Origin of the sequence: Streptomyces sp. V4I8 (genome assembly GCF_041261225.1) — a bacterium.
Classification (GTDB): Bacteria; Actinomycetota; Actinomycetes; order Streptomycetales; family Streptomycetaceae; genus Streptomyces.
In genome coordinates this window covers 2,230,981-2,253,749 of sequence record NZ_JBGCCN010000001.1, presented here as the reverse complement: position 1 = coordinate 2,253,749, position 22,769 = coordinate 2,230,981, and the positions used below count along the sequence as shown (strand labels likewise).

The 22,769-nt window shown below is 72.1% G+C and carries 19 protein-coding genes; 11 read left to right on the top strand and 8 right to left on the bottom strand.

Going from position 1 to position 22,769, the window contains the following annotated elements:
- Window positions 1-32: 32 nt before the first annotated feature.
- Window positions 33-962 carry a 5'-3' exonuclease H3TH domain-containing protein gene (locus ABIE67_RS10205; protein ID WP_370268417.1) on the bottom strand — a complete coding sequence of 310 codons (930 nt, stop codon included), beginning with the start codon at window positions 960-962 and terminating at the stop codon, window positions 33-35.
- Window positions 963-1,168: 206 nt separating this feature from the next.
- On the opposite strand from ABIE67_RS10205, the gene ABIE67_RS10200 reads away from it, so the two are divergent.
- From ABIE67_RS10200 to ABIE67_RS10185, 4 genes are all read left to right on the top strand, one after another.
- Window positions 1,169-2,257, top strand: coding sequence for a glycine betaine/L-proline ABC transporter ATP-binding protein (locus ABIE67_RS10200; RefSeq protein ID WP_370255973.1), 1,089 nt, complete (start codon window positions 1,169-1,171; stop codon window positions 2,255-2,257).
- Window positions 2,250-4,874, top strand: a complete 2,625-nt coding sequence (locus ABIE67_RS10195) for an ABC transporter permease/substrate binding protein (RefSeq protein ID WP_370255972.1) — start codon at window positions 2,250-2,252, stop codon at window positions 4,872-4,874. Before ABIE67_RS10200 ends, ABIE67_RS10195 begins: the two co-directional genes overlap by 8 nt.
- Window positions 4,875-5,412: 538 nt before the next feature.
- Window positions 5,413-5,982, top strand: a complete 570-nt coding sequence (locus ABIE67_RS10190) for an XRE family transcriptional regulator (RefSeq protein WP_030054267.1) — start codon at window positions 5,413-5,415, stop codon at window positions 5,980-5,982.
- Window positions 5,982-6,701, top strand: a complete 720-nt coding sequence (locus ABIE67_RS10185) for a helical backbone metal receptor (protein ID WP_370255970.1) — start codon at window positions 5,982-5,984, stop codon at window positions 6,699-6,701. The genes ABIE67_RS10190 and ABIE67_RS10185 overlap by 1 nt, the downstream gene beginning before the upstream one ends.
- On the opposite strand, the gene ABIE67_RS10180 is transcribed toward ABIE67_RS10185, so the two are convergent.
- Window positions 6,613-7,737: a TDT family transporter gene (locus ABIE67_RS10180; RefSeq protein ID WP_370255969.1), complete on the bottom strand. Its 1,125-nt coding sequence runs from the start codon at window positions 7,735-7,737 to the stop codon at window positions 6,613-6,615. The genes ABIE67_RS10185 and ABIE67_RS10180 overlap by 89 nt on opposite strands.
- A gap of 70 nt (window positions 7,738-7,807) precedes the next feature.
- On the opposite strand from ABIE67_RS10180, the gene ABIE67_RS10175 reads away from it, so the two are divergent.
- Window positions 7,808-8,728, top strand: coding sequence for a LysR family transcriptional regulator (locus tag ABIE67_RS10175; RefSeq protein ID WP_370255968.1), 921 nt, complete (start codon window positions 7,808-7,810; stop codon window positions 8,726-8,728).
- Between the two features lie 203 nt (window positions 8,729-8,931).
- Here the strand turns inward: ABIE67_RS10175 and ABIE67_RS10170 are convergent, their stop codons facing one another.
- The 3 genes from ABIE67_RS10170 to ABIE67_RS10160 all read right to left on the bottom strand — a co-directional run bounded on the left by ABIE67_RS10170 (window position 8,932) and on the right by ABIE67_RS10160 (window position 12,037).
- Entirely contained in the window at window positions 8,932-9,615 is a 684-nt protein-coding gene (locus ABIE67_RS10170; RefSeq protein ID WP_370255967.1) for a gamma-glutamyl-gamma-aminobutyrate hydrolase family protein, read from the bottom strand.
- A gap of 25 nt (window positions 9,616-9,640) precedes the next feature.
- A complete protein-coding gene (gene eat / locus ABIE67_RS10165; RefSeq protein WP_370255966.1) occupies window positions 9,641-11,086 on the bottom strand; it encodes an ethanolamine permease in 1,446 nt (481 codons plus the stop codon).
- A 195-nt stretch (window positions 11,087-11,281) separates the two neighbouring features.
- Entirely contained in the window at window positions 11,282-12,037 is a 756-nt protein-coding gene (locus tag ABIE67_RS10160; RefSeq protein WP_370255965.1) for a FadR/GntR family transcriptional regulator, read from the bottom strand.
- Between the two features lie 86 nt (window positions 12,038-12,123).
- Between ABIE67_RS10160 and ABIE67_RS10155 the strand changes: the two genes are divergently transcribed.
- Genes ABIE67_RS10155 through ABIE67_RS10145 form a run of 3 tightly spaced genes read left to right on the top strand, consistent with a single transcriptional unit; the run spans window position 12,124 to window position 15,649 of the window.
- Window positions 12,124-13,488 (top strand): glutamine synthetase family protein, encoded by a 1,365-nt coding sequence (locus tag ABIE67_RS10155; RefSeq protein WP_370255964.1) that lies wholly within the window; start codon window positions 12,124-12,126, stop codon window positions 13,486-13,488.
- Window positions 13,489-13,496: 8 nt separating this feature from the next.
- A complete protein-coding gene (locus tag ABIE67_RS10150; RefSeq protein ID WP_370255963.1) occupies window positions 13,497-14,870 on the top strand; it encodes an aldehyde dehydrogenase in 1,374 nt (457 codons plus the stop codon).
- Window positions 14,867-15,649 (top strand): 3-oxoacyl-ACP reductase, encoded by a 783-nt coding sequence (locus ABIE67_RS10145; protein WP_370255962.1) that lies wholly within the window; start codon window positions 14,867-14,869, stop codon window positions 15,647-15,649. The genes ABIE67_RS10150 and ABIE67_RS10145 overlap by 4 nt, the downstream gene beginning before the upstream one ends.
- A 111-nt stretch (window positions 15,650-15,760) precedes the next feature.
- Here ABIE67_RS10145 and ABIE67_RS10140 read toward each other — a convergent pair whose 3' ends face one another.
- Window positions 15,761-16,963, bottom strand: a complete 1,203-nt coding sequence (locus ABIE67_RS10140; protein ID WP_370255961.1) for an amino acid deaminase/aldolase — start codon at window positions 16,961-16,963, stop codon at window positions 15,761-15,763.
- A gap of 1,064 nt (window positions 16,964-18,027) precedes the next feature.
- Between ABIE67_RS10140 and ABIE67_RS10135 the strand changes: the two genes are divergently transcribed.
- Together ABIE67_RS10135 and mycP are read left to right on the top strand one after the other, a co-directional pair.
- Complete coding sequence (locus ABIE67_RS10135; protein ID WP_370255960.1) at window positions 18,028-19,164, top strand: hypothetical protein; 1,137 nt, start codon at window positions 18,028-18,030, stop codon at window positions 19,162-19,164.
- A 104-nt stretch (window positions 19,165-19,268) separates the two neighbouring features.
- Entirely contained in the window at window positions 19,269-20,432 is a 1,164-nt protein-coding gene (mycP, locus tag ABIE67_RS10130) for a type VII secretion-associated serine protease mycosin (protein WP_370268413.1), read from the top strand.
- 24 nt (window positions 20,433-20,456) lie between these two features.
- Here the strand turns inward: mycP and ABIE67_RS10125 are convergent, their stop codons facing one another.
- Window positions 20,457-21,437, bottom strand: coding sequence for a serine hydrolase (locus ABIE67_RS10125; protein ID WP_370255959.1), 981 nt, complete (start codon window positions 21,435-21,437; stop codon window positions 20,457-20,459).
- A 149-nt stretch (window positions 21,438-21,586) separates the two neighbouring features.
- On the opposite strand from ABIE67_RS10125, the gene ABIE67_RS10120 reads away from it, so the two are divergent.
- Window positions 21,587-22,318, top strand: a complete 732-nt coding sequence (locus tag ABIE67_RS10120) for an SseB family protein (RefSeq protein ID WP_370255958.1) — start codon at window positions 21,587-21,589, stop codon at window positions 22,316-22,318.
- Window position 22,319: 1 nt separating this feature from the next.
- Here the strand turns inward: ABIE67_RS10120 and ABIE67_RS10115 are convergent, their stop codons facing one another.
- Window positions 22,320-22,676 (bottom strand): DUF1844 domain-containing protein, encoded by a 357-nt coding sequence (locus tag ABIE67_RS10115; protein ID WP_030054958.1) that lies wholly within the window; start codon window positions 22,674-22,676, stop codon window positions 22,320-22,322.
- Window positions 22,677-22,769 lie beyond the last annotated feature (93 nt).

The following is a 22,769-nucleotide window of genomic DNA, read 5'->3' as shown; positions in this document are numbered from 1 at the left end:
ACCCCGCCCGCTCTTCACGCCTTTCCCGCCCTTCACGCCCCCAGCGTCGTCAGCAGACGCTGCAGCGACCCGCCCAGCCCCCACCGCACCGCCAGTTCGTCCAGCCGCGCCAGGTCCCGGGGCGTACGCGGCAGCGCCGTGTCCACGTCGGGCAGCGGAACGTCGGCCGCGACCCGCACCACCGTCGGTGCGACGGCGACGTATGCCCGTGACTCGTCCAGCCGCTTGCGCTGCGAGGGTGTGAGCTTCGCCCTGGGGTCGTCGACCGCCGCCATGATCCCGGCGAGGTCGCCGAACTCGGCCAGCAGCTTCGCGGCCGTCTTCTCGCCGATGCCGGGCACGCCCGGCAGGCCGTCGCTCGGGTCGCCGCGCAGCAGCGCCAGATCGGCGTACCCAACGCCGTCGACGCCGTACTTCTCGCGCAGCCAGGCCTCGTCGGTGAGCTGCAGGGTGCCCACGCCCTTGAGGGGGTACAGCACCCGCACCCCGCGCGCGTCGTCCACCAGCTGGTACAGGTCGCGGTCGCCGGTGACGATGTCGACGGGGCCCTTCGCCCGACCGGTGAACGTGCCGATGACGTCGTCCGCCTCGTACCCCTCGACCCCCACGCGCGCGATGCCGAGCGCGTCCAGGACCTCCTCGATGACCGGCACCTGCGGCGACAGCGTGTCGGGCACCTCCTCCTCGTCAGGCCCGGCCTCGTGCTCCTCGGCGACGCGGTGCGCCTTGTAGGAGGGGATCAGCTCGACCCGCCACTGCGGTCGCCAGTCGGCGTCCATGCAGGCCACCAGCTCATCCGGGCGGTGGTCCTTGACCAAGCGGTCGATGAAGTCGAGGAGCCCGCGCACGGCGTTCACCGGAGTGCCGTCCGGGGCCCTCACGGAGTCCGGGACGCCGAAGTAGGCGCGGAAGTAGAGCGAGGCGGTGTCGAGGAGCATCAGTCGTCCGGTCACGCCACGCATCATGCCGTACCGCACTGACAGTGGCCGGTCGGTGCGCGGCGAGTGGCGCCGGGGGACCAGGTCTGTGGCCTGGACCACTTGTGCGTTTGTGCCCGGAGAACGCGGGCAGGCGCGGCCCCGGAGCGACGCGCTTGCGCATTCAACACTTGCGCATTCAACTGCGGCGCCGTCGCTCCGTTCATTGGCCGTCGAGACAAGAGGTACCCGTGTCATCCAGGCTTGAGGCCGAACATCTGTACAAGGTGTTCGGCAGACGACCGGACGAGGCAGTCGAACGGCTCCGTGAAGGAGCCGACCGGGAGGAGCTGCGCGCCGACGGCACCACCGCCGCCGTGATCGACGCCTCCTTCACCGTGGAACCCGGCCAGATCTTCGTCGTCATGGGCCTGTCCGGATCCGGCAAGTCCACCCTGCTGCGCATGCTCAACGGGCTCCTGGAGCCGACCGCGGGTCACGTCCGCTTCGACGGCCACGACCTGACCGCGATCGGCGACCGCGAGCTGCGCGAGGTCCGCGCGAACAAGATCAGCATGGTCTTCCAGCACTTCGCGCTCTTCCCGCACCGCAGCGTGCTGGAGAACGCCGCCTACGGCCTGGCCGTGCAGGGCGTGCCCCGCGCCGAGCGCGAGAAGCGCGCCGGCGAGGCGCTCGCCCTGTGCGGACTGGCCGGCTGGGAGAAGTCCTGGCCCGACGAGCTGTCCGGCGGCATGCAGCAGCGCGTGGGCCTGGCCCGCGCCCTCGCCACCGACGCCGACCTGCTCCTCATGGACGAGTCCTTCAGCGCGCTCGACCCGCTGATCCGCCGGGACATGCAGGACCAGCTGCTCCAGCTCCAGCAGACCCTGAAGAAGACCATCGTCTTCATCACCCACGACCTCAACGAGGCCATGCGCCTGGGCGACCGCATCGCGGTCATGCGGGACGGCCGTATCGTCCAGACCGGCACCGCGGAGGACATCCTCCTGCGCCCGGCCAACGACTACGTCGCCTCCTTCATCCAGGACGTCGACCGCTCCCGCGTCCTGACCGCGGCGGCCGTCATGGACGAGGACGTCATCGGTGACGAGGTCGGCTGCGGCTGCGAGACAGCGACGGCGGACACACCGTTCACCGAACTCTGCGCGATCAGCGCCCGCCTGACGCACCCCGTGGCGGTCCTCGACGCGGACGGGAAACTCGTCGGACGCGTCTCCCGACAACGCCTCGTCGGCGTCCTCGGCGACCAGCAGGGCGAGCCCGCCCCCTGCGACAACCCGCGCGGCACCCGCGACGGGAAGGTGATCGCCAATGCCTAGGCTCCACTTCGGCGACTGGATCGAAGACCTGGTGGGCTGGCTCCAGTCCCATCTGACCTGGGTGTTCGACATCATCAGCACCGTGCTCGGCGGCATGTACGACGGTGTCGACGCCGTCCTCGGCGGCGGCGAGCCGCTGCTGATGGCCGGTGTCCTCGCGGTGATCGCGTGCTGGCTGCGCGGACTGCTGCCCGGTGCGCTGGCCTTCGTCGGCCTCGCCCTGATCGACTCGCTCGGGCTGTGGGACGACGCGATGGACACGCTCTCGCTCGTCCTCGTCGCCTCGGTCATCACCATCGTGTTCGCGGTGCCGCTCGGCATCTGGGCCGCCCGCAGCGACCGGGTCAGCGCCCAGCTGCGGCCGGTGCTCGACGTCATGCAGACGATGCCGGCCTTCATCTACCTCATCCCCGGCGTCATGTTCTTCGGCGTCGGCACCACCCCCGGCCTCCTCGCGACGATCATCTTCGCCATGCCCCCGGGCGTGCGCATGACCGAGCTGGGCATCCGGCAGGTGGACGGCGAACTGATCGAGGCGGCCGAGGCGTTCGGCACCAGCCCGCGCAGCACCCTGGCACGCGTCCAGCTGCCGCTCGCGCTGCCGACGATCATGGCCGGGGTCAACCAGGTCATCATGCTGGCCCTGTCGATGGTGGTCATCGGCGGTATGGCCGGCGCCGGCGGCCTCGGCGAGCAGGTCTACTCCGCGATCACCCAGCTCAAGGTCGGCCTGGCCGCCGAGAGCGGTGTGGCCGTGGTCATCCTCGCGATGTACCTGGACCGTATGACCGGAGCACTGGGCCGGCGGGTCTCCCCGCTCGGCCGCCGGGCCGCGGCCAAGGCCGCCGTCGCCGCCGCGGGCCGCTTCAGGCTCGCGCATTACAAGCCGGGCGGCGCCGTGGCCGTCATCGGTGTAGTGATCCTCGCCCTCGTCGCGGGCGGCATGAACCTGGCCGGCTCCGGGAGCAGCCAGGAGGCCGCGGCCGGCACGAACGTCGGACAGGGCAAGAAGATCAACCTCGGCTACATCCCCTGGGACGAGGGCACCGCCACCACCTACCTGTGGAAGGAGCTCCTGGAGCAGCGCGGCTACGAGACCGACGTCAAGCAGCTCGACCCCGGCCCGCTCTACTCGGGAGTGGCCCGCGGCGACATCGACTTCCAGACCGACGCCTGGCTGCCGACCACTCACAAGGCGTACTGGGACAAGTACAGCTCCCAGCTCGACGACATGGGTGCCTGGTACGGGCCGACGTCGCTGGAGCTGACGGTCCCGTCCTATGTGAAGGGCATCGACTCGCTCGCCGACCTGAAGGGGCAGGGGAAGAAGTTCGGCGGGAAGATCATCGGCATCGAGGCGAGCGCCGGGATGATGGGGACGCTGAACAAGTCGGTGCTGAAGGCGTACGGCCTCGAGGGCGAGTACAAGGTGGTGTCGTCGAGTACGTCGTCGATGCTGGCGGAGCTGGACCGGTCGATCAAGAAGCGTGAGCCGGTGGTGGTGACCCTGTGGTCGCCGCACTGGGCGTACGGCAAGTACGACCTGAAGAAGCTCAAGGACCCGAAGGGCGCCTGGGGCAAGGGCGAGCAGATCCACACCGTCGCGCACAAGGGGTTCGCCAAGAAGGACCCGGTCGTCGCGAAGTGGCTGAAGGACTTCAAGCTCACCGAGAAGCAGCTGACCGGCCTGGAGAACGACATCCGCGCCGCCGGCGAAGGCCACGAGCAGGACGGTGTCCGCACCTGGCTGAAGAAGGACCCGGGCCTGGTGAACAAGCTCGCCCCGGTCGCCGGCGGTGCGAAGGCGCAGGGCAAGGACGCCGGCAAGACCGTCGACATGGGCTACTTCCCGTGGGACGAGGCCATCGCCGCCACCTACCTCTGGCAGAACATCCTCGAGGACCGCGGCTACAAGCCGAACGTCAAGCAGCTCGACCCCGGACCGCTCTACACCTCGCTCGCACAGGGGCAGATGGACGTACAGCTGGACGGCTGGCTGCCGACCACGCACAAGGAGTACATGGACCGCTTCAAGGGGAAGTTGGACGACCTCGGCTCGTGGTACGGGCCGACTTCCTTGGAGTTGACGGTCCCGTCCTATGTGAAGGGCGTCGATTCGCTGGCCGACCTGAAGGGGCAGGGGAAGAAGTTCGGCGGGAAGATCATCGGCATCGAGGCGAGTGCCGGGATGATGGGGACGCTGAACAAGTCGGTGCTGAAGGCGTACGGCCTCGAGGGCGAGTACAAGGTGGTGTCGTCGAGTACGTCGTCGATGCTGGCGGAGCTGGACCGGTCGATCAAGAAGCGTGAGCCGGTGGTGGTGACGCTGTGGTCGCCGCACTGGGCGTACGGCAAGTACGACCTGAAGAAGCTCAAGGACCCGAAGGGCGCCTGGGGCAAGGGCGAGCAGATCCATACCGTGGCCAAGAAGGACTTCGGCCAGGAGTTCCCCGAACTGAGCGGCTGGCTGAAGAACTTCAAGCTGACCGAGGAACAACTCGCCTCACTGGAGGTGGAGATCCAGAAGGGCGGCGCCGGAAACGAGAAGGAATCCGCCCGCCGTTGGATGGACGCTCACCCCGGGATCGAGGACGAGCTGGCGCCTGTGGCGGGATAGACCCGCGGGTCGTGACGTAGACACAGGCGGAGAACCAGCAGACACAGGCGGAGAACCAGCAAACACAGGCAGAGACACAACAGGCACCGGGTGTGGGACGCACGTACGCGTGAATCCCGCACCCGGTGCCGTTCGCGTCACCCTGCCCTGAGCCGGACCCAGAGCTGCCCACGCCTACGGGAAGGATCCGGCCAACCACAGAGCGCTACGCCACCACCCGAGCTCCGCCCCCCCCGGGCCAGGCACTTCACCCGCACCCACCAGGGAACACAGGAAGCCGCCGCATCATTGAAATGAACACGGGATAATGGTGCTGATCGGGAGTCAGTGGTGGCGCGGCGGCGGCCGGCGCGGCCGGGGAGCTGATCCGGCTGGCGCGAACCAATGGGTCGTACTCCCCCTGACGTGTCGTCGATGTGACGGGCGCATGAAACGGTTTGCCGAACATGCGTAGGGTGCAGAGAACTCAACAGACGGTGTGCGCCGGGCGACGGGCGCGAGGACAGCGGAGCGACGAGCGAAGGAGGGAGCCGGAGCGATGGGCGACCACAAAGAACAGCCCCTACGGGTGGGCGCGGCCGTGCGGCGGCGACGCCGTGCGCTGGAGCTCACCCTCGCTGTCGTGGCCGAGCGCAGCGGCCTGTCGGTGCCCTTCCTGAGCCAGATCGAGAACGACCGGGCGCGCCCCAGCAGGAGCTCCCTCGAAAAGGTCGCCGACGCGCTGCGTACGACCGCCGTCGAACTCCTCGCCGCCGCCGACCCGGCGTGCAGCGTCGACGTGGTACGGGCCGAGGCCACCGAGCTGGCGCCGGAGCCCCGGGCGCGTTCCCTGGTGCGAGGTCACCATCAGATGCACGCCTCGGAGTTCACCGGCGACCATGACGCGGGCCGTGAATTCCAGTACCGCAACGACCAGTTGATGTATGTCGCGGACGGCGCTGTGGAGATCGAGGCGGAGGGCCGGGCCTACCGCCTGGGCCGCGGCGACACCCTGTACCTCACCGGCGGGGTCCGCCACCGCTGGCGGGCGACGGTGCCGGACACGCGCGTGGTCGTCGTCGCGGTGGCGGAGCACATCGAGGCGGTCCGGGACCGGCCGGGGCGCTGATGCGCGTCGTCTCCCTGGTGCCGTCCCTGACGGAAGCCGTGGCCGTCTCGGCCCCCGGCGTCCTGGTCGGCGCGACGGACTGGTGCAGCCACCCGGCCGGCCTGGACGTCACCCGCGTCCGCGGCACGAAGAACCCCGACCTCCACCGGATCCTCGCCCTCACCCCCGACCTGGTGATCGCCAACGAGGAGGAGAACCGCGAGCCCGACCTCGCCGCCCTCCGCGCGGCCGGCGTCGAGGTCCTGGTCACCGAGGTGCGGGACGTACCGCAGGCCTTCCGCGAGCTGACGCGCGTGCTGGACGCCTGCGGCGTGACGGCCCGCCCGCACTGGCTGGACGAGGCGGAGAAGACCTGGTCGTCACTGCCGGTCCCGGCACTCCGTACGACGGCGGTGGTCCCGATCTGGCGACGCCCCTGGATGGTGCTGGGCCGCGACACCTTCGCGGGCGACGTCCTGGCCCGCCTCGGCGTGGACCACCTGTACGCGAGCCACGAGGACCGCTACCCGCGCATCCCCCTGGACGACCTGCGGGCGGCGGCCCCGCACCTCGTGGTCCTCCCCGACGAGCCGTACCGCTTCACGGCCGACGACGGCCCGGAGGCGTTCCCCGCTCTGCCCTGCGCGCTGGTCAGTGGACGGCACCTGACGTGGTACGGGCCGTCGCTGGCCGAGGCGCCGCGGGTGCTGGGTGAGGCCCTGCGAGCAGCGTGCCCCTGAGCAGACCATGGGCCGTGCGCGCGGCGGCGATGGTCCAGGCGGCGACGAGTACGCCGTACAGCCCGATGGCGAGCCCCTCGTAGACGACGAGACCGGTGTGGCGGGCCAGTGCCTCGGCGCCGGTGACGCAGGTGCCGACCGGGAAGGTGAACGCCCACCACGTCATCGTGAAGCCCATGCCGTGCCGTCGGGCGCGCAGGACGTGGGCGGTGGCGAGCCCGGACCACAGCAGGGCGAAGCCCATCACGGGGACGCCGTAGAGGACGGCGAGAATGCCGAAGCCCTCGCTGTACGGGGCCGGGAGCACGCCGGGGGCGACGTCCGCGAACATGCCGACGGCGGTGGTGGACTGCCCGAGCGGGCCCAGCACCAGGAACAGGGTCGGGGTGAGAGCGAGGGGGAGCGGCCCACCGGTGATCAGCCGCGCGAAGACCAGCGGCAGCATCAGCAGGGTGCCGAGCAGACTGAGCCCGAACATCGCGAAGCAGGCGAGGAGCAGCGTCTCCCGCGCCTGCCCGGGCGGCAGATGCGGCACCAGGAGCGGGCCGAGGGCGGCGGACACCATGGGCGCGACGAGCGGCAGCAGCCACACGGGCGTGGCCTGTGATGGTTCCGCGCGATGGCGTACGGCCATGAGGTACGGGACGGCGACGGCGGCCGCCAGCCCGACGGCCGTACCGGCGCTGAACAGCACGGCGTCGAGTACGACCGCCGCCTCGCCGCCGATCCAGTCCCGGCCGACGGTGATCGCGCCGCCGCCGACGGCCAGCAGGGCCATGGCCAGGCAGCCGTAGAAAGGTGCCGTGGCCGGGTCGAGGAGGTGGGCGCGGGCCTGGTCGCGGTGGTGGGTCCAGTGCAGGGCGCGGGCGGCGAGGAGCGCGAGGAGCAGGACGAGGGAGAGCGCCCAGACGGCCGTGCAGGCGGTACGCAGGACGGGGACGTGGACCGGCAGCCCGGCTCCGGCGGTGGCGACGGCGGCGGTGCCCATGACGGCGGCGTACCAGTTGGGTCCGAGATGACGGACGGCGGTGACCATGGAATCAGCGTCGCGGGACCAGCCATCTCCCACCAGGGAGTTTGCCCCTATGGCGACATAAACTGGGCTTATGACTCAGGCGGAGGGGCAGTTTCGCGCGGGATCCCTGGCACATCGTGTCCCGGATCTCGGCGCGCTGGAGCTGTTGCTGGCGGTGGCCCGGCTCGGCAGTCTCGGCGGGGCGGCGCGCGAGCTGGGGATCACTCAGCCGGCGGCGAGCAGCCGGATCCGGTCGATGGAACGCCAGTTGGGGGTGGCGTTGGTGGACCGGTCACCGAGGGGCTCCCGGCTCACGGACGCCGGGGCGCTGGTGACGGACTGGGCGCGGCGCATCGTGGAGGCGGCGGAGGCGTTCGACGTGGGGGCGCAGGCGTTGCGGGACCGGCGGGACTCGCGGTTGCGGGTCGCGGCGAGCATGACGATCGCGGAGTACCTGCTGCCGGGGTGGCTCCTCGCCCTGCGGGCCCAGCGGCCGGACACGGCGGTGTCTCTGCTGGCCGGGAACTCGGCGGCGGTGGCGGAGCGGCTGCTGGCGGACGAGGCGGATCTGGGGTTCGTGGAGGGGCTGACCGTCCCGACCGGGCTGGACTCCGTCGTCATCGCCCATGACCACCTGATCGTGGTGACGGCGCCCGGGCATGCCTGGTCGCGTCGGCGACGGCCGCTGGAGGCGTCCGAGCTGGCGGTGACTCCGTTGATCCTGCGGGAGAAGGGGTCGGGGACGCGGCAGGTGCTGGATGTGGCGCTGGGTGGGCTGGCGCGGCCGCTGATCGAGTTGTCGTCCACCACGGCGGTGAAGGCGGCCGCGGTGAGCGGGGCGGGGCCGGCGGTGCTGAGTGAACTCGCGGTGGGGGAGGAGCTGTCGATGCGGCGGCTGGTGAGGGTGCCGCTGGCGGACGTGACCCTCGCGCGGGACCTACGGGCGGTCTGGCCCACCGGCCACCGCCCGGTGGGCCCGGCCCGGGACCTGCTGTCGCTGACCCGGGGGTAGTTTCCTCGCCCCCGCCGCCCCTACCCGTCCCGTCCCTGGGGGCTGCCGCCCCCAGACCCCCGCTTTCGGCCCTGAAGGGGCCTCGTCCTCAAACGCCGGACGGGCTGAAAAACTCAGCCCCTCCGGCGTTTGAGGAGCGGGGTCCGGGGCGGAGCCCCAGAGGGATGGGACGGGTAGGGGCGGCGGGGGCGAAGAACCCTCCGTCAGCCGCCGGCCGCCCGTACCAGCCCCCGCATGACCCGCAGATCCTCCCCCATCTCCGGATGCCACTGCACCCCCAACACCCACCCCCCGGACGCCAGTTCCACCGCCTCCACCGTCCCGTCCCCCGCGTACGCCGACGCGACCAGCCCCTCGCCGAGGCGGTCCACGGCCTGATGGTGGTAAGTGGGTACCGAGGTCTCCTCGGGGACGGCATCGGCGTACAGACTCCCCGGCACCGGCTTCACGGAGTGGCTGCCGAAGACCCCCACGACGTCGGCGTGCCCGTCGATGTGCTGGACGAGCGTGCCGCCGAGGGCGACGTTCAGGAGCTGCATGCCCCGGCAGATGCCCAGCACCGGCACGCCCGCGGCCAGCGCCGCGTCGATCAGGGCCAGCTCCCACGCGTCCCGCGCCCGCCCCGGCGGCCCGGTGCGGGGGTGCGGCTCGGCGCCGTACCGTACGGGCTCCACATCCGGGCCGCCCGCGATGACGAGCCCATCCAGCCGGGCCACGGCCGCGGAGGCGTGCTCCGGGTCGTCCGGCGGAAGCATCGCGGCCAGGCCGCCGGCCCGCTGCACCAGCCGGGGATAGCCGGCCGGCAGCAGCGCCGCGTCCAGCTCCCACACGCCCCAGCGCGCACCCGACTCCAGATAGGTGCTGACACCGATCAACGGCCTGGCCACAGAAACTCCCTCACAGCTCGCTACTTCAGTCCCGTGCCAACAACTCTGCCTCGGCCGCCGCCAGCGCCGCGAACTCCTCCTCCGGCGCCTTCGCCACCAGACGCTTACGGCTGTACAGGCCGAAGTAGGCGATCGCCACCACGTACACCACCAGCGCGATCACCGCCGCCGTCACATCCACCAGGAACGTGGCCACCAGCGCCGCGCACGCCAGCACCAGGGCGACCGACGAGGTCAGCACGCCGCCCGGTGTGCGGTACGGCCGAGGCAGCTCGGGCTCGCGGCGGCGCAGCACGATGTGCGACAGGGACATCAGCGCGTACGAGATGGTCGCGCCGAAGACCGCGATGTTCAGCATCCGGGCGCCGTTCCCGGACACCGCCGCCAGCAGGAAGCCGATCGTGCCGGGCACCAGCAGGCCCAGGTACGGCGCCTTGCGGCTGCTGGTGAGGGAGAGGAAGCGGGGCAGATAGCCCGCGCGGGACAGGGCGAACAGCTGGCGCGAGCCCGCGTAGATCAGGGAGAAGAACGACGCGACCAGGCCCGCCAGGCCCGCGTAGTTCACGATCCGGCTCAGCGTCGTGGCCTCGCCGTTCGGCTGGAGCGCCTCCACCAGCGGGTTGCCCGCCTCCTGGATCGCCGCCGAGCCGCGCGCGCCGGCGGCCGCGAAGAAGGTCACCACGGCCAGCACCACCAGGATGGCCATCGACCAGCGGATCGCCTTCGGTAGCGTACGGGCCGGCTCCTTGGTCTCCTCCGCGGCCAGCGGCACGCCCTCGACGCCCAGGAAGAACCACATGCCGAAGGGGAACGCCGCCCAGATGCCGAGAAGGCCGAAGGGCAGCCAGGAGTTCGACCCCGCCGCCGACGTGTCGACCGGGATGTCGTCCAGCGACCCCCACGAGAAGTCAGGCAGCGCCGCCAGCGCGAACACGATCAGGGCCACCACGGCGATGCCGGTGACGACGAAGCTGAAGCGCAGCGCCTCGCCGACGCCCCAGAGGTGGATGCCGAGGAAGATCGCGAAGCAGACCAGGTACACCGGCCAGCCGGACTCCAGGCCGAACAGGCCCAGCGACTCGACGTAGTCGCCGATGAAGATGACGATGGCGGCGGGCGCGAGGACGTACTCGATGAGGATGGCCGTACCGGTGAGGAAGCCGCCCCAGGGGCCCAGTGCCCGGCGGGCGAAGCCGTAGCCGCCGCCCGCCGTGGGCAGGATCGAGGACAGCTCGGCGAGGGCGAAGACCATGCAGGCGTACATCGCGCCCATGAGGACCATGGCGATCGCCAGGCCCCCGAAGCCGCCTTCGGCCAGGCCGAAGTTCCAGCCCGAGTAGTCGCCGGAGACGACGTAGGCGACACCGAGACCGGTCAGCAGCACCCAGCCGGCGCTGCCGCGGCGCAGGGTTCTGCGTTCCAGATAGTCGTCCGCCTCGGCGGCGGGTGTACCGGTGGATTCCAGGGACATGCGCAGACTCCCCACGGGGCGGCGGACAGGAGTTCTTTCCGGGCACGGTGGGGTCGACCGAGCTCCGGCTCAATGGAGTGGATCCATACCTTTGCGGGGTCGGCGGGGGAGGGCAATACCCCTGCGTTAATCGCCCGTAAATCCGTGCTCACCCCGAGCCGCCGCGAAGCCCCGCTGATCCCGAGAGCGCGGGGCTCAGCCCAGGAAGCCCCGCAGCAGCGCCGCCGTCCCCCCGCAGTGCTCGCGCATGGTCTCCCGCGCGCACTCCGCGTCGCCCTCGATCACGGCCTCCACCAAGGCCGTGTGCTGCCGCTGGGAGTGCTCCAGGTTGCGTACGAGGAGCGGAATGCAGTCGAGCAGGTCGTTGACCGTCGCGCGTACGGCGGCGTACTGGGCGGTGAGCGTCGGCGACCCGGACAGTTCGGCGAGCGTCAGGTGCAGCAGGGTGTCCAGGCGGCGGTACTCGGCGAGCGGGGCGTCGTGCGTGCGCGCCAGGGCCTCGCGGAGCCGGTCCGTCTGCTCCTCGTCCAGCCCGTGCGCGGCGCACAGCCCGGCCGCGCCCACCTCCAGGACCTCGCGGAAGCGCAGCGTGTCCTCGACGTCGACGTCCTTCAGGCGGCGGCGCAGCTCCTCCTCGCCGGGGGTCACGGGGCGCGGCAGCACGAACGTTCCGCCGTAGCGCCCGCGCCGTGACTCGACCAGACCCTGGTCCTGGAGGACCTTCAGCACCTCGCGCAGCGTCACCCGGCTGATCCCCAGCCGGTCCGCCAGCTCGCGCTCCGCCGGCAGCCGCTCCCCGCCCGGCACCAGGCCGAGCCTGACCACCTGGAGGATCTGCTCCAGGGCCTCCTCGAAGCCGTTGCCGGCCCGCACCGGCCGCAGGACCGACGTCAGCCGGTCGTCGGCCCCGGGCGCTCCGGACGCCCCGTCCCCCGTGCCCGCCTGCGACATGTGGCCGTACCCCCTTCCCAAGCAATGGTCATCAGTCATACCTTATGGCTCCCGGCTGACCGAAGTAGCCGAATGGAGGCTCTCCCGTGGCAGACCGCACACCCCCGCTGAGCGTCGAGGAGCTGCACGCCCTCGTCGCGAGCGGTGAGATCGACACTGTCGTCCTGGCCTTCCCCGATATGCAAGGGCGGCTCCAGGGCAAGCGGTTCGCCGCCCGCTTCTTCCTCGACGAGGTCCTGCACCACGGCACCGAGGGCTGCAACTACCTCCTCGCCGTCGACACCGAGATGAACACCGTCGAGGGCTACGCCATGTCCTCCTGGGACCGCGGCTACGGCGACTTCGCCATGCACCCCGACCTGGCCACCCTCCGCCGCCTCCCCTGGAACGCCGGTACGGCCATGCTCGTCGCCGACCTCGCCTGGAGCGACGGCTCGCCCGTGGTGGCCGCACCCCGCCAGATCCTGCGCCGCCAGCTGGAGCGCCTCGCCGAGCACGGTTACACGGCCAAGGTCGGCACCGAGCTGGAGTTCATCGTCTTCAAGGACACCTACGAGCAGGCCTGGGACGCCAGCTACCGCGGGCTGACCCCGGCCAACCAGTACAACATCGACTACTCGGTGCTGGGGACCGGCCGCATCGAGCCGCTGCTGCGCCGTATCCGCAACGAAATGGCGGGCGCCGGGCTCACCGTCGAGTCCGCCAAGGGCGAATGCAACCCGGGCCAGCACGAGATCGCCTTCAAGTACGACGACGCCCTGGTCACTTGTGACCAGCACGCCGTCTACAAGACCGGCGCCAAGGAGATCGCCGCCCAGGAGGGCGTCTCGATCACCTTCATGGCCAAGTACAACGAGCGCGAGGGCAACTCGTGCCACATCCACCTCTCCCTCGCGGACGCCGCCGGCGACAACGCCATGGCCGGTGACGGCGAGGGCGGCATGTCGGACGTCATGCGCCACTTCCTCGCCGGACAGCTGGCCGCCCTGCGGGACTTCTCCCTGCTCTACGCCCCCAACATCAACTCCTACAAGCGGTTCCAGCCCGGCTCCTTCGCGCCGACCGCGGTCGCCTGGGGCTACGACAACCGCACCTGCGCCCTGCGCGTCGTCGGCCACGGCCGCTCGATGCGCTTCGAGAACCGGCTCCCCGGCGGCGACGTCAACCCGCACCTCGCCGTCGCCGGACTGGTCGCGGCCGGCCTCTACGGCATCGAGCAGAAGCTGGAGCTGCCCGAGCCCTGCCCCGGCAACGCCTACGCCGCCGACTTCGCCCACGTGCCCACCACCCTCCGCGAGGCCGCCGAGCTCTGGGAGAACAGCCCCATCGCCAAGGCCGCCTTCGGCGACGAGGTCGTCGCCCACTACCGCAACATGGCGCGCGTCGAGCTGGACGCCTTCGACGCCGCGGTCACCGACTGGGAGCTGCGCCGCTCCTTCGAACGCCTGTGAGGCCCTCCTTGTCCGACCAGCTCCAGGTACTCAATCCGGCCACCGAAGAGGTGGTCGCCACCGTCCCGGCCGCCACCGCGGCCGACGTGGACGCCGCCGTCGTACGGGCCACCAAGGCGCAGTCCGGATGGGCCGCCCTCGCGCCCGGCGAACGCGCCCGGCTGCTGCGCCGGTTCGCCGTCACCGTCGACGAACACCTCGAAGAGCTCGCCCGGTTGGAGGTCCGCGAGGCCGGGCACACCGTCGGCAACGCCCGCTGGGAGGCGGGCAACGTCCGCGATCTGCTCGACTACGCGGCCGGGGGAGTGGAGCGGCTGACCGGACAGCAGATCCCGGTCCCCGGCGGCCTGAACGTCACGATCCTCGAACCCCTCGGCGTCGTAGGCGTCATCGCGCCCTGGAACTTCCCGATGCCGATCGCCGCGTGGGGCACCGCCCCGGCGCTCGCGGCCGGCAACGCGGTCCTCCTCAAGCCCGCCGAGACGACCCCGCTGACGGCTCTGCGGCTGGCGGAGCTGGCCCTGGAGGCGGGACTTCCCGAGGGCCTGTTCCAAGTGCTGCCCGGCCACGGGTCCGTCGCGGGCAACGCCCTGGTCGAACACCCGGGCGTCGCGAAGATCGTCTTCACCGGCTCGACGGCCGTGGGCAAACAGGTCCTGGCCAAGGGCTCGGCGCTCCTCAAGCGCGTCACCCTCGAACTCGGCGGCAAGAGCCCCAACATCGTCTTCGCCGACGCGGACATCGAGGCCGCCGCCGCAGCGGCCCCCATGGCCTTCCTCGACAACTCCGGCCAGGACTGCTGCGCCCGCACCCGCGTCCTCGTCCAGCGCTCCGCCTACGACCGCTTCATGGAGCTGCTCGGCCCCGCCATCGAGGCGGTGACGGTCGGCGACCCGGCCGACGAGAAGACCGACATGGGCCCGCTCATCTCCAAGGTCCAGCTGGACCGGGTCCGTTCGTACGTCACCGACGACCTCGACGGCATCCGCGGCAAGGCCCCCGAAGGCCCCGGCTTCTGGTTCCCGCCCACCGTCCTCACCGGCGTCGACCCGCACGCGCGCGTGGCCGTCGAGGAGGTCTTCGGCCCCGTCGCGGTCGTCCTCCCCTTCGAGGACGAGGCGGAGGCCGTGGCCCTCGCCAACGCCACCGACTACGGCCTCTCCGGCTCCATCTGGACCCGTGACGTCGGCCGCGCCCTGCGCGTCTCCCAGGCGGTCAGGGCCGGCAACCTGTCCGTCAACTCCCACTCCAGCGTCCGCTACTGGACCCCCTTCGGCGGCTTCAAGCAGTCCGGCATCGGCCGCGAGCTGGGCCCGGACGCCCTGACCGCCTTCACCGAGACCAAGAACGTCTTCATCAGCACGGAAGGCCCCGCACAGTGACCGAAGCAAACGTGTGCCGCCGCCTCGTCGGCCGTACGGCCGTCATCACCGGAGCCGGCAGCGGCATCGGCCTCGCCACCGCCCGCCGCCTCGCCTCCGAGGGCGCCCACGTCGTCTGCGGCGACGTCGACGAACAGCGCGGCAAGGCCGCCGCCGAGGAGCTCGGCGGGATCTTCGTCAAGGTCGACGTCACCGACCCCGAGCAGGTCGAGGCGCTGTTCAAGACGGCGTACGACACCTACGGCAGCGTCGACATCGCCTTCAACAACGCCGGTATCTCGCCGCCCGACGACGACTCCATCCTGGAGACCGGCCTGGAGGCCTGGAAGCGCGTCCAGGAGGTCAACCTCACCTCCGTCTATCTGTGCTGCAAGGCCGCCATCCCCTACATGCGGCAGCAGGGCAAGGGCTCCATCATCAACACGGCGTCCTTCGTGGCGAGGATGGGCGCCGCCACGTCCCAGATCTCGTACACGGCCTCCAAGGGCGGCGTCCTCGCCATGTCCCGCGAACTGGGCGTGCAGTTCGCCCGCGACGGCATCCGGGTCAACGCCCTGTGCCCGGGACCGGTCAACACCCCGCTCCTCCAGGAGCTGTTCGCCAAGGACCCGGAGCGCGCCGCGCGCCGCCTGGTGCACATCCCGGTCGGCCGTTTCGCCGAGGCCGGCGAGATCGCCGCCGCCGTCGCCTTCCTGGCCAGCGACGACTCCTCCTTCGTGAACGCCACCGACTTCCTGGTCGACGGCGGAATCTCCGGGGCGTACGTCACACCGCTGTAGGCCGCCCGACCGGGTCGGGCTGAGCATGAGACCACCGCCCGTGACCGGGCACCGGCGCGCTCCCGAACCCTCGGGACCGCCGGTGCCGGTGCGGCCGGCGCGGGCCACGCGCTACAGGAACGTCCGGCCCTCGCCCCGGTACGTGGGCACGGCCGCCGTCACCGCGTCGCCCTTGACGAGATGCAGCGTGTCGAACCGCTCGCACAGCTCACCCGCTTTGGCGTGCCGGAACCACACCTTGTCGCCGAGCAGCAGATCGTCGGCGGGGGAGCCCATCAGCGGCGTCTGCACCTCGCCGGGCCCCTCCTGAGGGTCGTAGCGCAGGCCCTCCGGCAGATACGGCACCGGCAGCCGGTCGGGGCCGGCCGCACCCGAGGCCGGATACCCGCCCCCGAGGACGGTCACCACCCCGACGCCCGGCCGGCGCACGACGGGCTGGGCGAACAGCGCGGCCGGACGCCCGCTGAAGGACGTGTAGTTGTCGAACAGCCGCGGCACATACAGCCCCGACCCGGCCCCGATCTCCGTGACACAGTCCTCGGCGGCCGTGAACTGCACACTGCCCGTCCCGCCGCCGTTGACGAACTCCAGCCCCGGCGCGACGGCCCGGACGGCCCGCACCACCTCGGCCCGCCGCTCGGCGAGCTCCCGGCGGGCGGCGGCCTGCATCAGCCGCACGGCACGCGACCGCAACGGCCGCCCCGCCACGGAGTCCCCGACCCCGGCGATATGCCCCTCGTACGCCATGATCCCGACCACCTCGAACCCCGGCCGCCGGGCGACGACCCGGGCCATGTCGGCGACCTGCGCGGGGGAGTGCAGCGGCGAACGCCGGGCGCCGACGCGCACCCGCCCGCCGAGCAGCTTCAGCGAGGTGTCCAACTCCAGGCAGACCCGCACCACTTCCCGCCCGCCGTCCCGGGCCTCGTCGATGAGCCGGAGCTGTGCCGGATCGTCGATCATCACGGTGACGGCGGAGGCGAGCTTGGGATCACTCGTCAGCTCGGCGAAACCGGCCTTGTCGGCGGACGGGTACGCGAGCATGACGTCGTCGAACCCGGAGCGCGCCAGCCACAGGGACTCGGCGAGCGTGAAGGACATGAGGCCCGCGAAGCCGTCCTTCGCGAGGACGCGTTCGAGCAGGGCCCGGCAGCGCACGGACTTGCTGGCGACCCGGATCGGCTTCCCTCCCGCCCGGCGGACGAGATCGTCCGCGTTGGCGTCGAAGGCGTCCAGGTCCACGATCGCGAGAGGGGCGTCGAGATGGGCGGTGGCCCGGTCGTAACGGGCCCGGTCGGCGGCGCGCGCAGTCATGAACGAAGCCTGCCATGCGGGATTACCGCAGGGTAGGGGGATGTTCCGGGCAGATGCACACGGGGTCCCGGACTGGTTCCCGTTCGCCCAGGGTCAACCCGTAGAGTGACGCGCACGCATGTGGGGAACCTTCCCGGGCGCACACCTCGCCGGGATGACGCTCCTCCCGTGCGGGTATGCGTGCCTGGTCGGACGAGTCCGCGCCGGGCCGGGCAGGCAACACGGAACGACGGCCCGCGTACGGGATCGGGCCCGGGACATGAGGAAACGGGGGGTGCATGAGCACGGAAGCGCGGCGCGCCCCCATCCCCCCACGCCCGGCGACACCCCCACCGCCTTCCGTCCCGCCCCGCCCGACGACCCCGCCGAGACCCGCGGACCCGCTGAGGGCCGACGACGCGCAGGGCGGGCAGCCGGACGTCCCGGGCGCGCGGATGCCCGCCGCGGAGGTGCGAACGCCCGACCCCGCTGCCACCGCCGGCGCGCAGCCTCTCCCGGACCTGCACGTCCCGACCTCGGGAGAAAGCGCCCCCATGGCCCCGCCTCCGCCCCGTGCCTCGGCACGCTTCCCGGACACCCCGCCCACGGCCGGGCTTCAGGAGAGTGGCGGATCGTCGCAGCGCGAGCACACCGCGCAGGCCGGCACGCCGCCCCGCCCGGCCGATCGCCCCGCGCCGCCCCGACGCACGGGCGCCCCCGCCGAGACCGCAGCCGAGACCACCTTCCGTCTCCGGCCGATCCCCGCGACCCCGTCCCCCGAGTCCGGCAACCGCCGGCCCACCACGAGTGGTCCGGCGAGCACGCCTCCCCGGCCGGGCGCCGCACGGGGCTCGTCGAGCACACCTCCGCAGCCGGCTTCGGGTGCGGCGCAGGGTTCTTCGGGTCTGCCGCGGCAGTCGGGTTCCGGTGCGGCGCAGGGTTCTGCGGGTTTGCCCCGGCAGTCGGGTTCGGGTCCGGCGCAGGGTTCTGCCGGTCTGCCCGGCCAGTCCGGCTCCGGTCCGGCGCAGGGCTCTCCCGGCCTGCCTCCGCAATCGGCCACCGGGCACACGCAAGGTTCTGCCGCCATGCCGCCGCATCCGGCCACCCCACCCGCCCAGGGCGCCGTAGGCATGCCGCCCAGGCCGGTCACCCACCCCGGCTCCGCCCCCGCCGAGCCCCCTCGACGCCCCGCCTCCGTCCCTCTGCCCCCGCAGCGCCCCGCACGCGAGCCCTCGGCCGGCGACGGACCGGCGGCCCGTGGATACGCGGGCTCGGCGCCCGCCGGACACTCCCACACCACCGAGCGTTCCGCGAACGGCCGCAACTCCGCCGCTTTCGCCCCGGACCCGTCCCTCTCCTGGAGCGCCCCGATGGCGCCGGGTGGGACTCCGGGGGCCGGGCGGCCCGTCGTGTCGTTCGGGCAGCCCGAGGGGTACGACGAGCAGGCGCGACCTCGGCCCCTCGGCGTGCGGATCCGCCCCCGGGTCGCCGCGGCAGCCGTCTGTGTCGTGCTCGGGCTGGGCCTCATCGGCGGGGCCGCGACCGGGAGTTGGCTGATCGGCGACTCGGATGACGGCGACGCGCAGGGCACCTTCGCCGCGGCCGGAAGCCTGTGGCACAGCATTCCCGTCGACCAGCTGTTCCCGCCCACCGTGACCGGGCAGGGCGCCGGGCCCGGCGGCGCCGACCGGATCTGGACGCGGATCGCCGTCGCCCCGGACACCAAATGCGCCAACGCCTTCGACCCGCTCCTGCGCAAGGCCCTCGCCCCCGTCGGCTGCGAGCGACTCCTGCGTGCCACCTACGTCGACGCCACCCAGAGCTACGTCACCACCGTCGGCCTGCTCTTCACCACCGCCGACGCCGCCGCCATGCGCTCGCTCGACACCAGCTTCACCAAAGAGGGCCTCGACCGCCGCACGGACCTCATGCCCCGCCCCTACGCCGCGAAGGGCACCCTGGCCAGCGGATTCGGCGACGAACAGCGCGCTTCCTGGACCGTCTCCGTGCTGACCGACGCCCCGGTCGTCGTCTACGCCGTCTCCGGCTGGGCCGACGGCCGCACCGTCGACGAGCCCGAACCCGCCGAGGAGGCCATGCGGTCCGGCGACACCACGGCCGTCGCCCAGGCGGGCCTCGGCCACGAGGCACAGGGCCTCGCCGACCGCGTCGAACGCGCCCTGCGCAAGAACGTCGGCCCGTCCACGGAGCAGTCGTCATGAACAGTGGCATGAGCCCCGCCCCGAACCCGGGCCCGAACCCCGGCCTTGACCGTGCTGTGAACAGCGCGACGGCCGGCACCGTGACCAGTGCTGTGAAGAACTCCATGACCCGCCGGACCGGCCTCCTCGCCGTCCTCCTCGGCACCTGCCTCGCCGTCCTGCCGTCCACCGCCGCGCACGCCGACTCCATACGCGCCCAGCAGTGGGCCCTGGACGCCATGCACACCGAGGAGGCCTGGCAGACCACCAAGGGCGCGGGCGTCACCGTCGCCGTCCTGGACACCGGCGTCGAGAACGACCACCCGGACCTCGCCGGCAACGTCCTCGATGGCAAGGACATGGTCGGCTTCGGAGCCGAGCGCGGCGACCGCGCCTGGGCCCGGCACGGCACGGCGATGGCCGGCATCATCGCCGGCCACGGGCACGGCGCCGGCAACGGCGACGGCGTGATGGGCATCGCCCCCGAGGCCAAGATCCTCCCCGTCCGCGTCATCCTGGAGGACGGCGACCCCGCCCGCTCCAAGGCCCGCAGCACCCGTGGCAACGCCCTCGCCGACGGCATCCGCTGGGCCGCCGACCACGGCGCCGACGTCATCAACCTCTCCCTCGGCGACGACTCCAAGTCCGCCCACCCCGAAGCCGGCGAGGACGAGGCCGTCCAGTACGCCCTGAAGAAGGGCGCCGTCGTCGTCGCCTCGGCCGGCAACGGCGGCGAGAAGGGCGACCACATCTCGTACCCGGCCGCCTACCCGGGCGTCATCGCCGCGACCGCCGTCGACAAGTTCGGCACCCGCGCCTCCTTCTCCACCCGCCGCTGGTACGCCACGGTCAGCGCCCCCGGCGTGAACGTCGTCATCGCGGACCCCGACCACAAGTACTACGAGGGCTGGGGCACGAGCGCCGCGGCCGCCTTCGTCTCCGGAGCGGTGGCCCTGGTCAAGGCCGCCCACCCCGGCCTGACCCCGGCCCAGATCAAGAAGCTCCTGGAGGACACGGCGCGCAACGCCCCCGCCGACGGCCGCGACGACTCCCGCGGCTACGGCTTCATCGACCCGGCCGCCGCCATCAAGGAGGCCTCCCGCATGGAGCGGGAGAACCTCAAGCCGGCGGCCTACGGCGAGGAGTACTTCGGCTCGGGCCCGGACGCCGCCGAGTCGGGGGGCGACGCGTCGGGTTGGACCGCCCCGCTCGCGGGCGGCGCCGGCGCCCTCCTGCTGGTGTGGGCGGTCGTGCTGTGGCGCGGCCGACGCGCACGCCACGACTTCTAGCGATTTCGAGGGCCGCCGGACCGGCTACGACACGGCTGTGGCGGCCATGGATGAGGAGGCGGACGCGTCCTCCCCGGCGAACACCGAGACCGCCGCCACGGCCGAGGCCTCGACCAGCGCGATCCCGTCCGCCTGCGTCGCGTTGCCGTCCGACAGCACGGCCACCAGACAGTCGCGGCCGTCGACCGTCACCCGCCCGATGCTGTTGATGTCCCACAGCCCGGTCGCCGTACGCGGCAGCCACCCGTTCTTCAGTGCCCACCCGGAGCCGCCGGCCGCCGCCGACACCCCCCACCGCTGGCCCACGGCGATCCGCCCCATCAGCCCGCGCAGATACGCCCGCGAGGCCGCGCTCAGCTCCGAGTCCTGCCCGAACACCTCCCGCAGCAGCCGGAGTTGATCGGCGGCGGTGGTCTGCGTCAGCCCCCACAGCATCCCGTCACCCCCCTCGGTCCCCGTGAGCCCGAGGCGCTCGTTCGCGGCGTCCAGCCCCTCCGCCTGCCCGATCACCCGCCACAGCTCCGACGCGGAGGCGTTGTCGCTGTTCACGATCATCGCGGTCGCGTACGACTTCTCCGCCGCCGTCAGCTGCCGCCCCGCGTCCTGGGCCTGGAGCAGCAGCGCCGCCAGAATGTCGACCTTGACGATGCTCGCCGTGTCGAAGGCGCCGTCCCCGTACGAGGCGCTCGCACCGGACGCCAGGTCCAGCACCGCCACCGACACCTCGACCCCCTCGGGGACGTCCACCGCCTTCATCGCCGTCGCCAGCAGCTCGTCGTGGTCCACCGTCGGCCGCGCCACCGATTCCACCGAAGCCTCCTCGCTCGCCGACGGCGTCGCCGCCGACGATACGGTGCTGGTCCCCGAGTGCGCCCGCGCCTGCACGAACACGGTCCCGGCGGCCGTGGCGCCCACGACGGCGACCGTGGCGAGGGCGCCGTACAGCAGCGAGCGGCTTCCGGTCGGACGAGCGCGGTGGCCGCGGCGGGCTCTGGAGGACTCCATGCCGCGATCGTCGGGGCGGCGACTGTGCGGGCCGTTAGACGGACGTTAGATGTGTGTCAGGGAAATCTGAGATTCCGGTGAAACGCGTCACGGCCGGGTTTCCGGGCCCGCACAAGCGCAGCAGCATCCCCCCGATAGGGTCGGTGACCGTGGCGAACAAGAACATTCCCGACTCTCCCTTCTCCGACGACGACGGCTCCGCCTCCCCCCGGCTGAGCGCCGCGCTCGCCGCCTGGGCCGAGGACCGCACCGCCGAGGGCCCGGTCCTGGCGGCCCTCAAGGAGGCCCGGCTGCTCGTCCCCGTCGTGGCCGTGCTCGGCGAGGTCGAGGAGGACGAGAACGGGCTGCGCCACGAGAAGACCAGCGACATGGCCGTACCGACCCTCAAAGCCGGCGACCGCGTGGCCCTGCCCGCCTTCACGTCCACCGACTCGCTCGCCCGCTGGGACCCGGCGGCCCGCCCCGTCGCCGTACCCCTGCACCAGGCCCTGCGGGCCGCGGCGCACGAGAAGGCGGACACGATCGTGCTGGACATGGCCGGCCCGGTGCCCTTCGAGCTGACGGGGCGCGCGCTGCTCGCGCTGGCCGAGGGCCGGACGACGACCGACCCGCTCGCCGACCCGGCCGTGCGGGAGGCGGTGCGGGCCGCGGTGGCCGCCGAGTCCTCCGTGCTCAGCGCCCATCTCGGGCCCGGACAGGCCGACGGCACCCTCGCCCTCGTCCTGGATGGTTCCGCCGCACCCGCCCGGGCCGCCCGTGCGGTCGCCGAGCGGCTGGCAGCGGACGAGACACTGAGGGCCCGCCTGGTGCGCGGTCTCGACCTGGCACTGCTGCCGGCCGGGACGACGCCTCCGGGCGAGCCCCTGTACGTACGAGGATGAGCTAGCCGTAGACCGGGCCGGTGTACTTCTCGCCCGGTCCCTGACCCGGCTCGTCCGGGACGATCGACGCCTCGCGGAAGGCCAGCTGCAGCGACTTCAGGCCGTCGCGCAGCGGCGCCGCGTGGAACGAGCTGATCTCGGTCGTGCTCGCGTCCAGCAGACCGGCGAGGGCGTGCACCAGCTTGCGGGCCTCGTCCAGGTCCTTGTGCTTGTCGCCCTCCTCGGTCAGACCGAGCTTCACGGCGGCGGCGCTCATCAGGTTGACGGCGACCGTCACGATCACCTCGACGGCGGGGACCTCGGCGATGTCGCGGGTCATCTCGTCGAAGTCGGGGGACTCAGGAGGGGTGTCACTCATGTCCCACACGATAGGCCCCGGTGTACGCGGATTAGCACCACCCCCGGGTAGCTGCTAACCTTGTGTAACGACCGGCTGGACAGCTATTGCCCA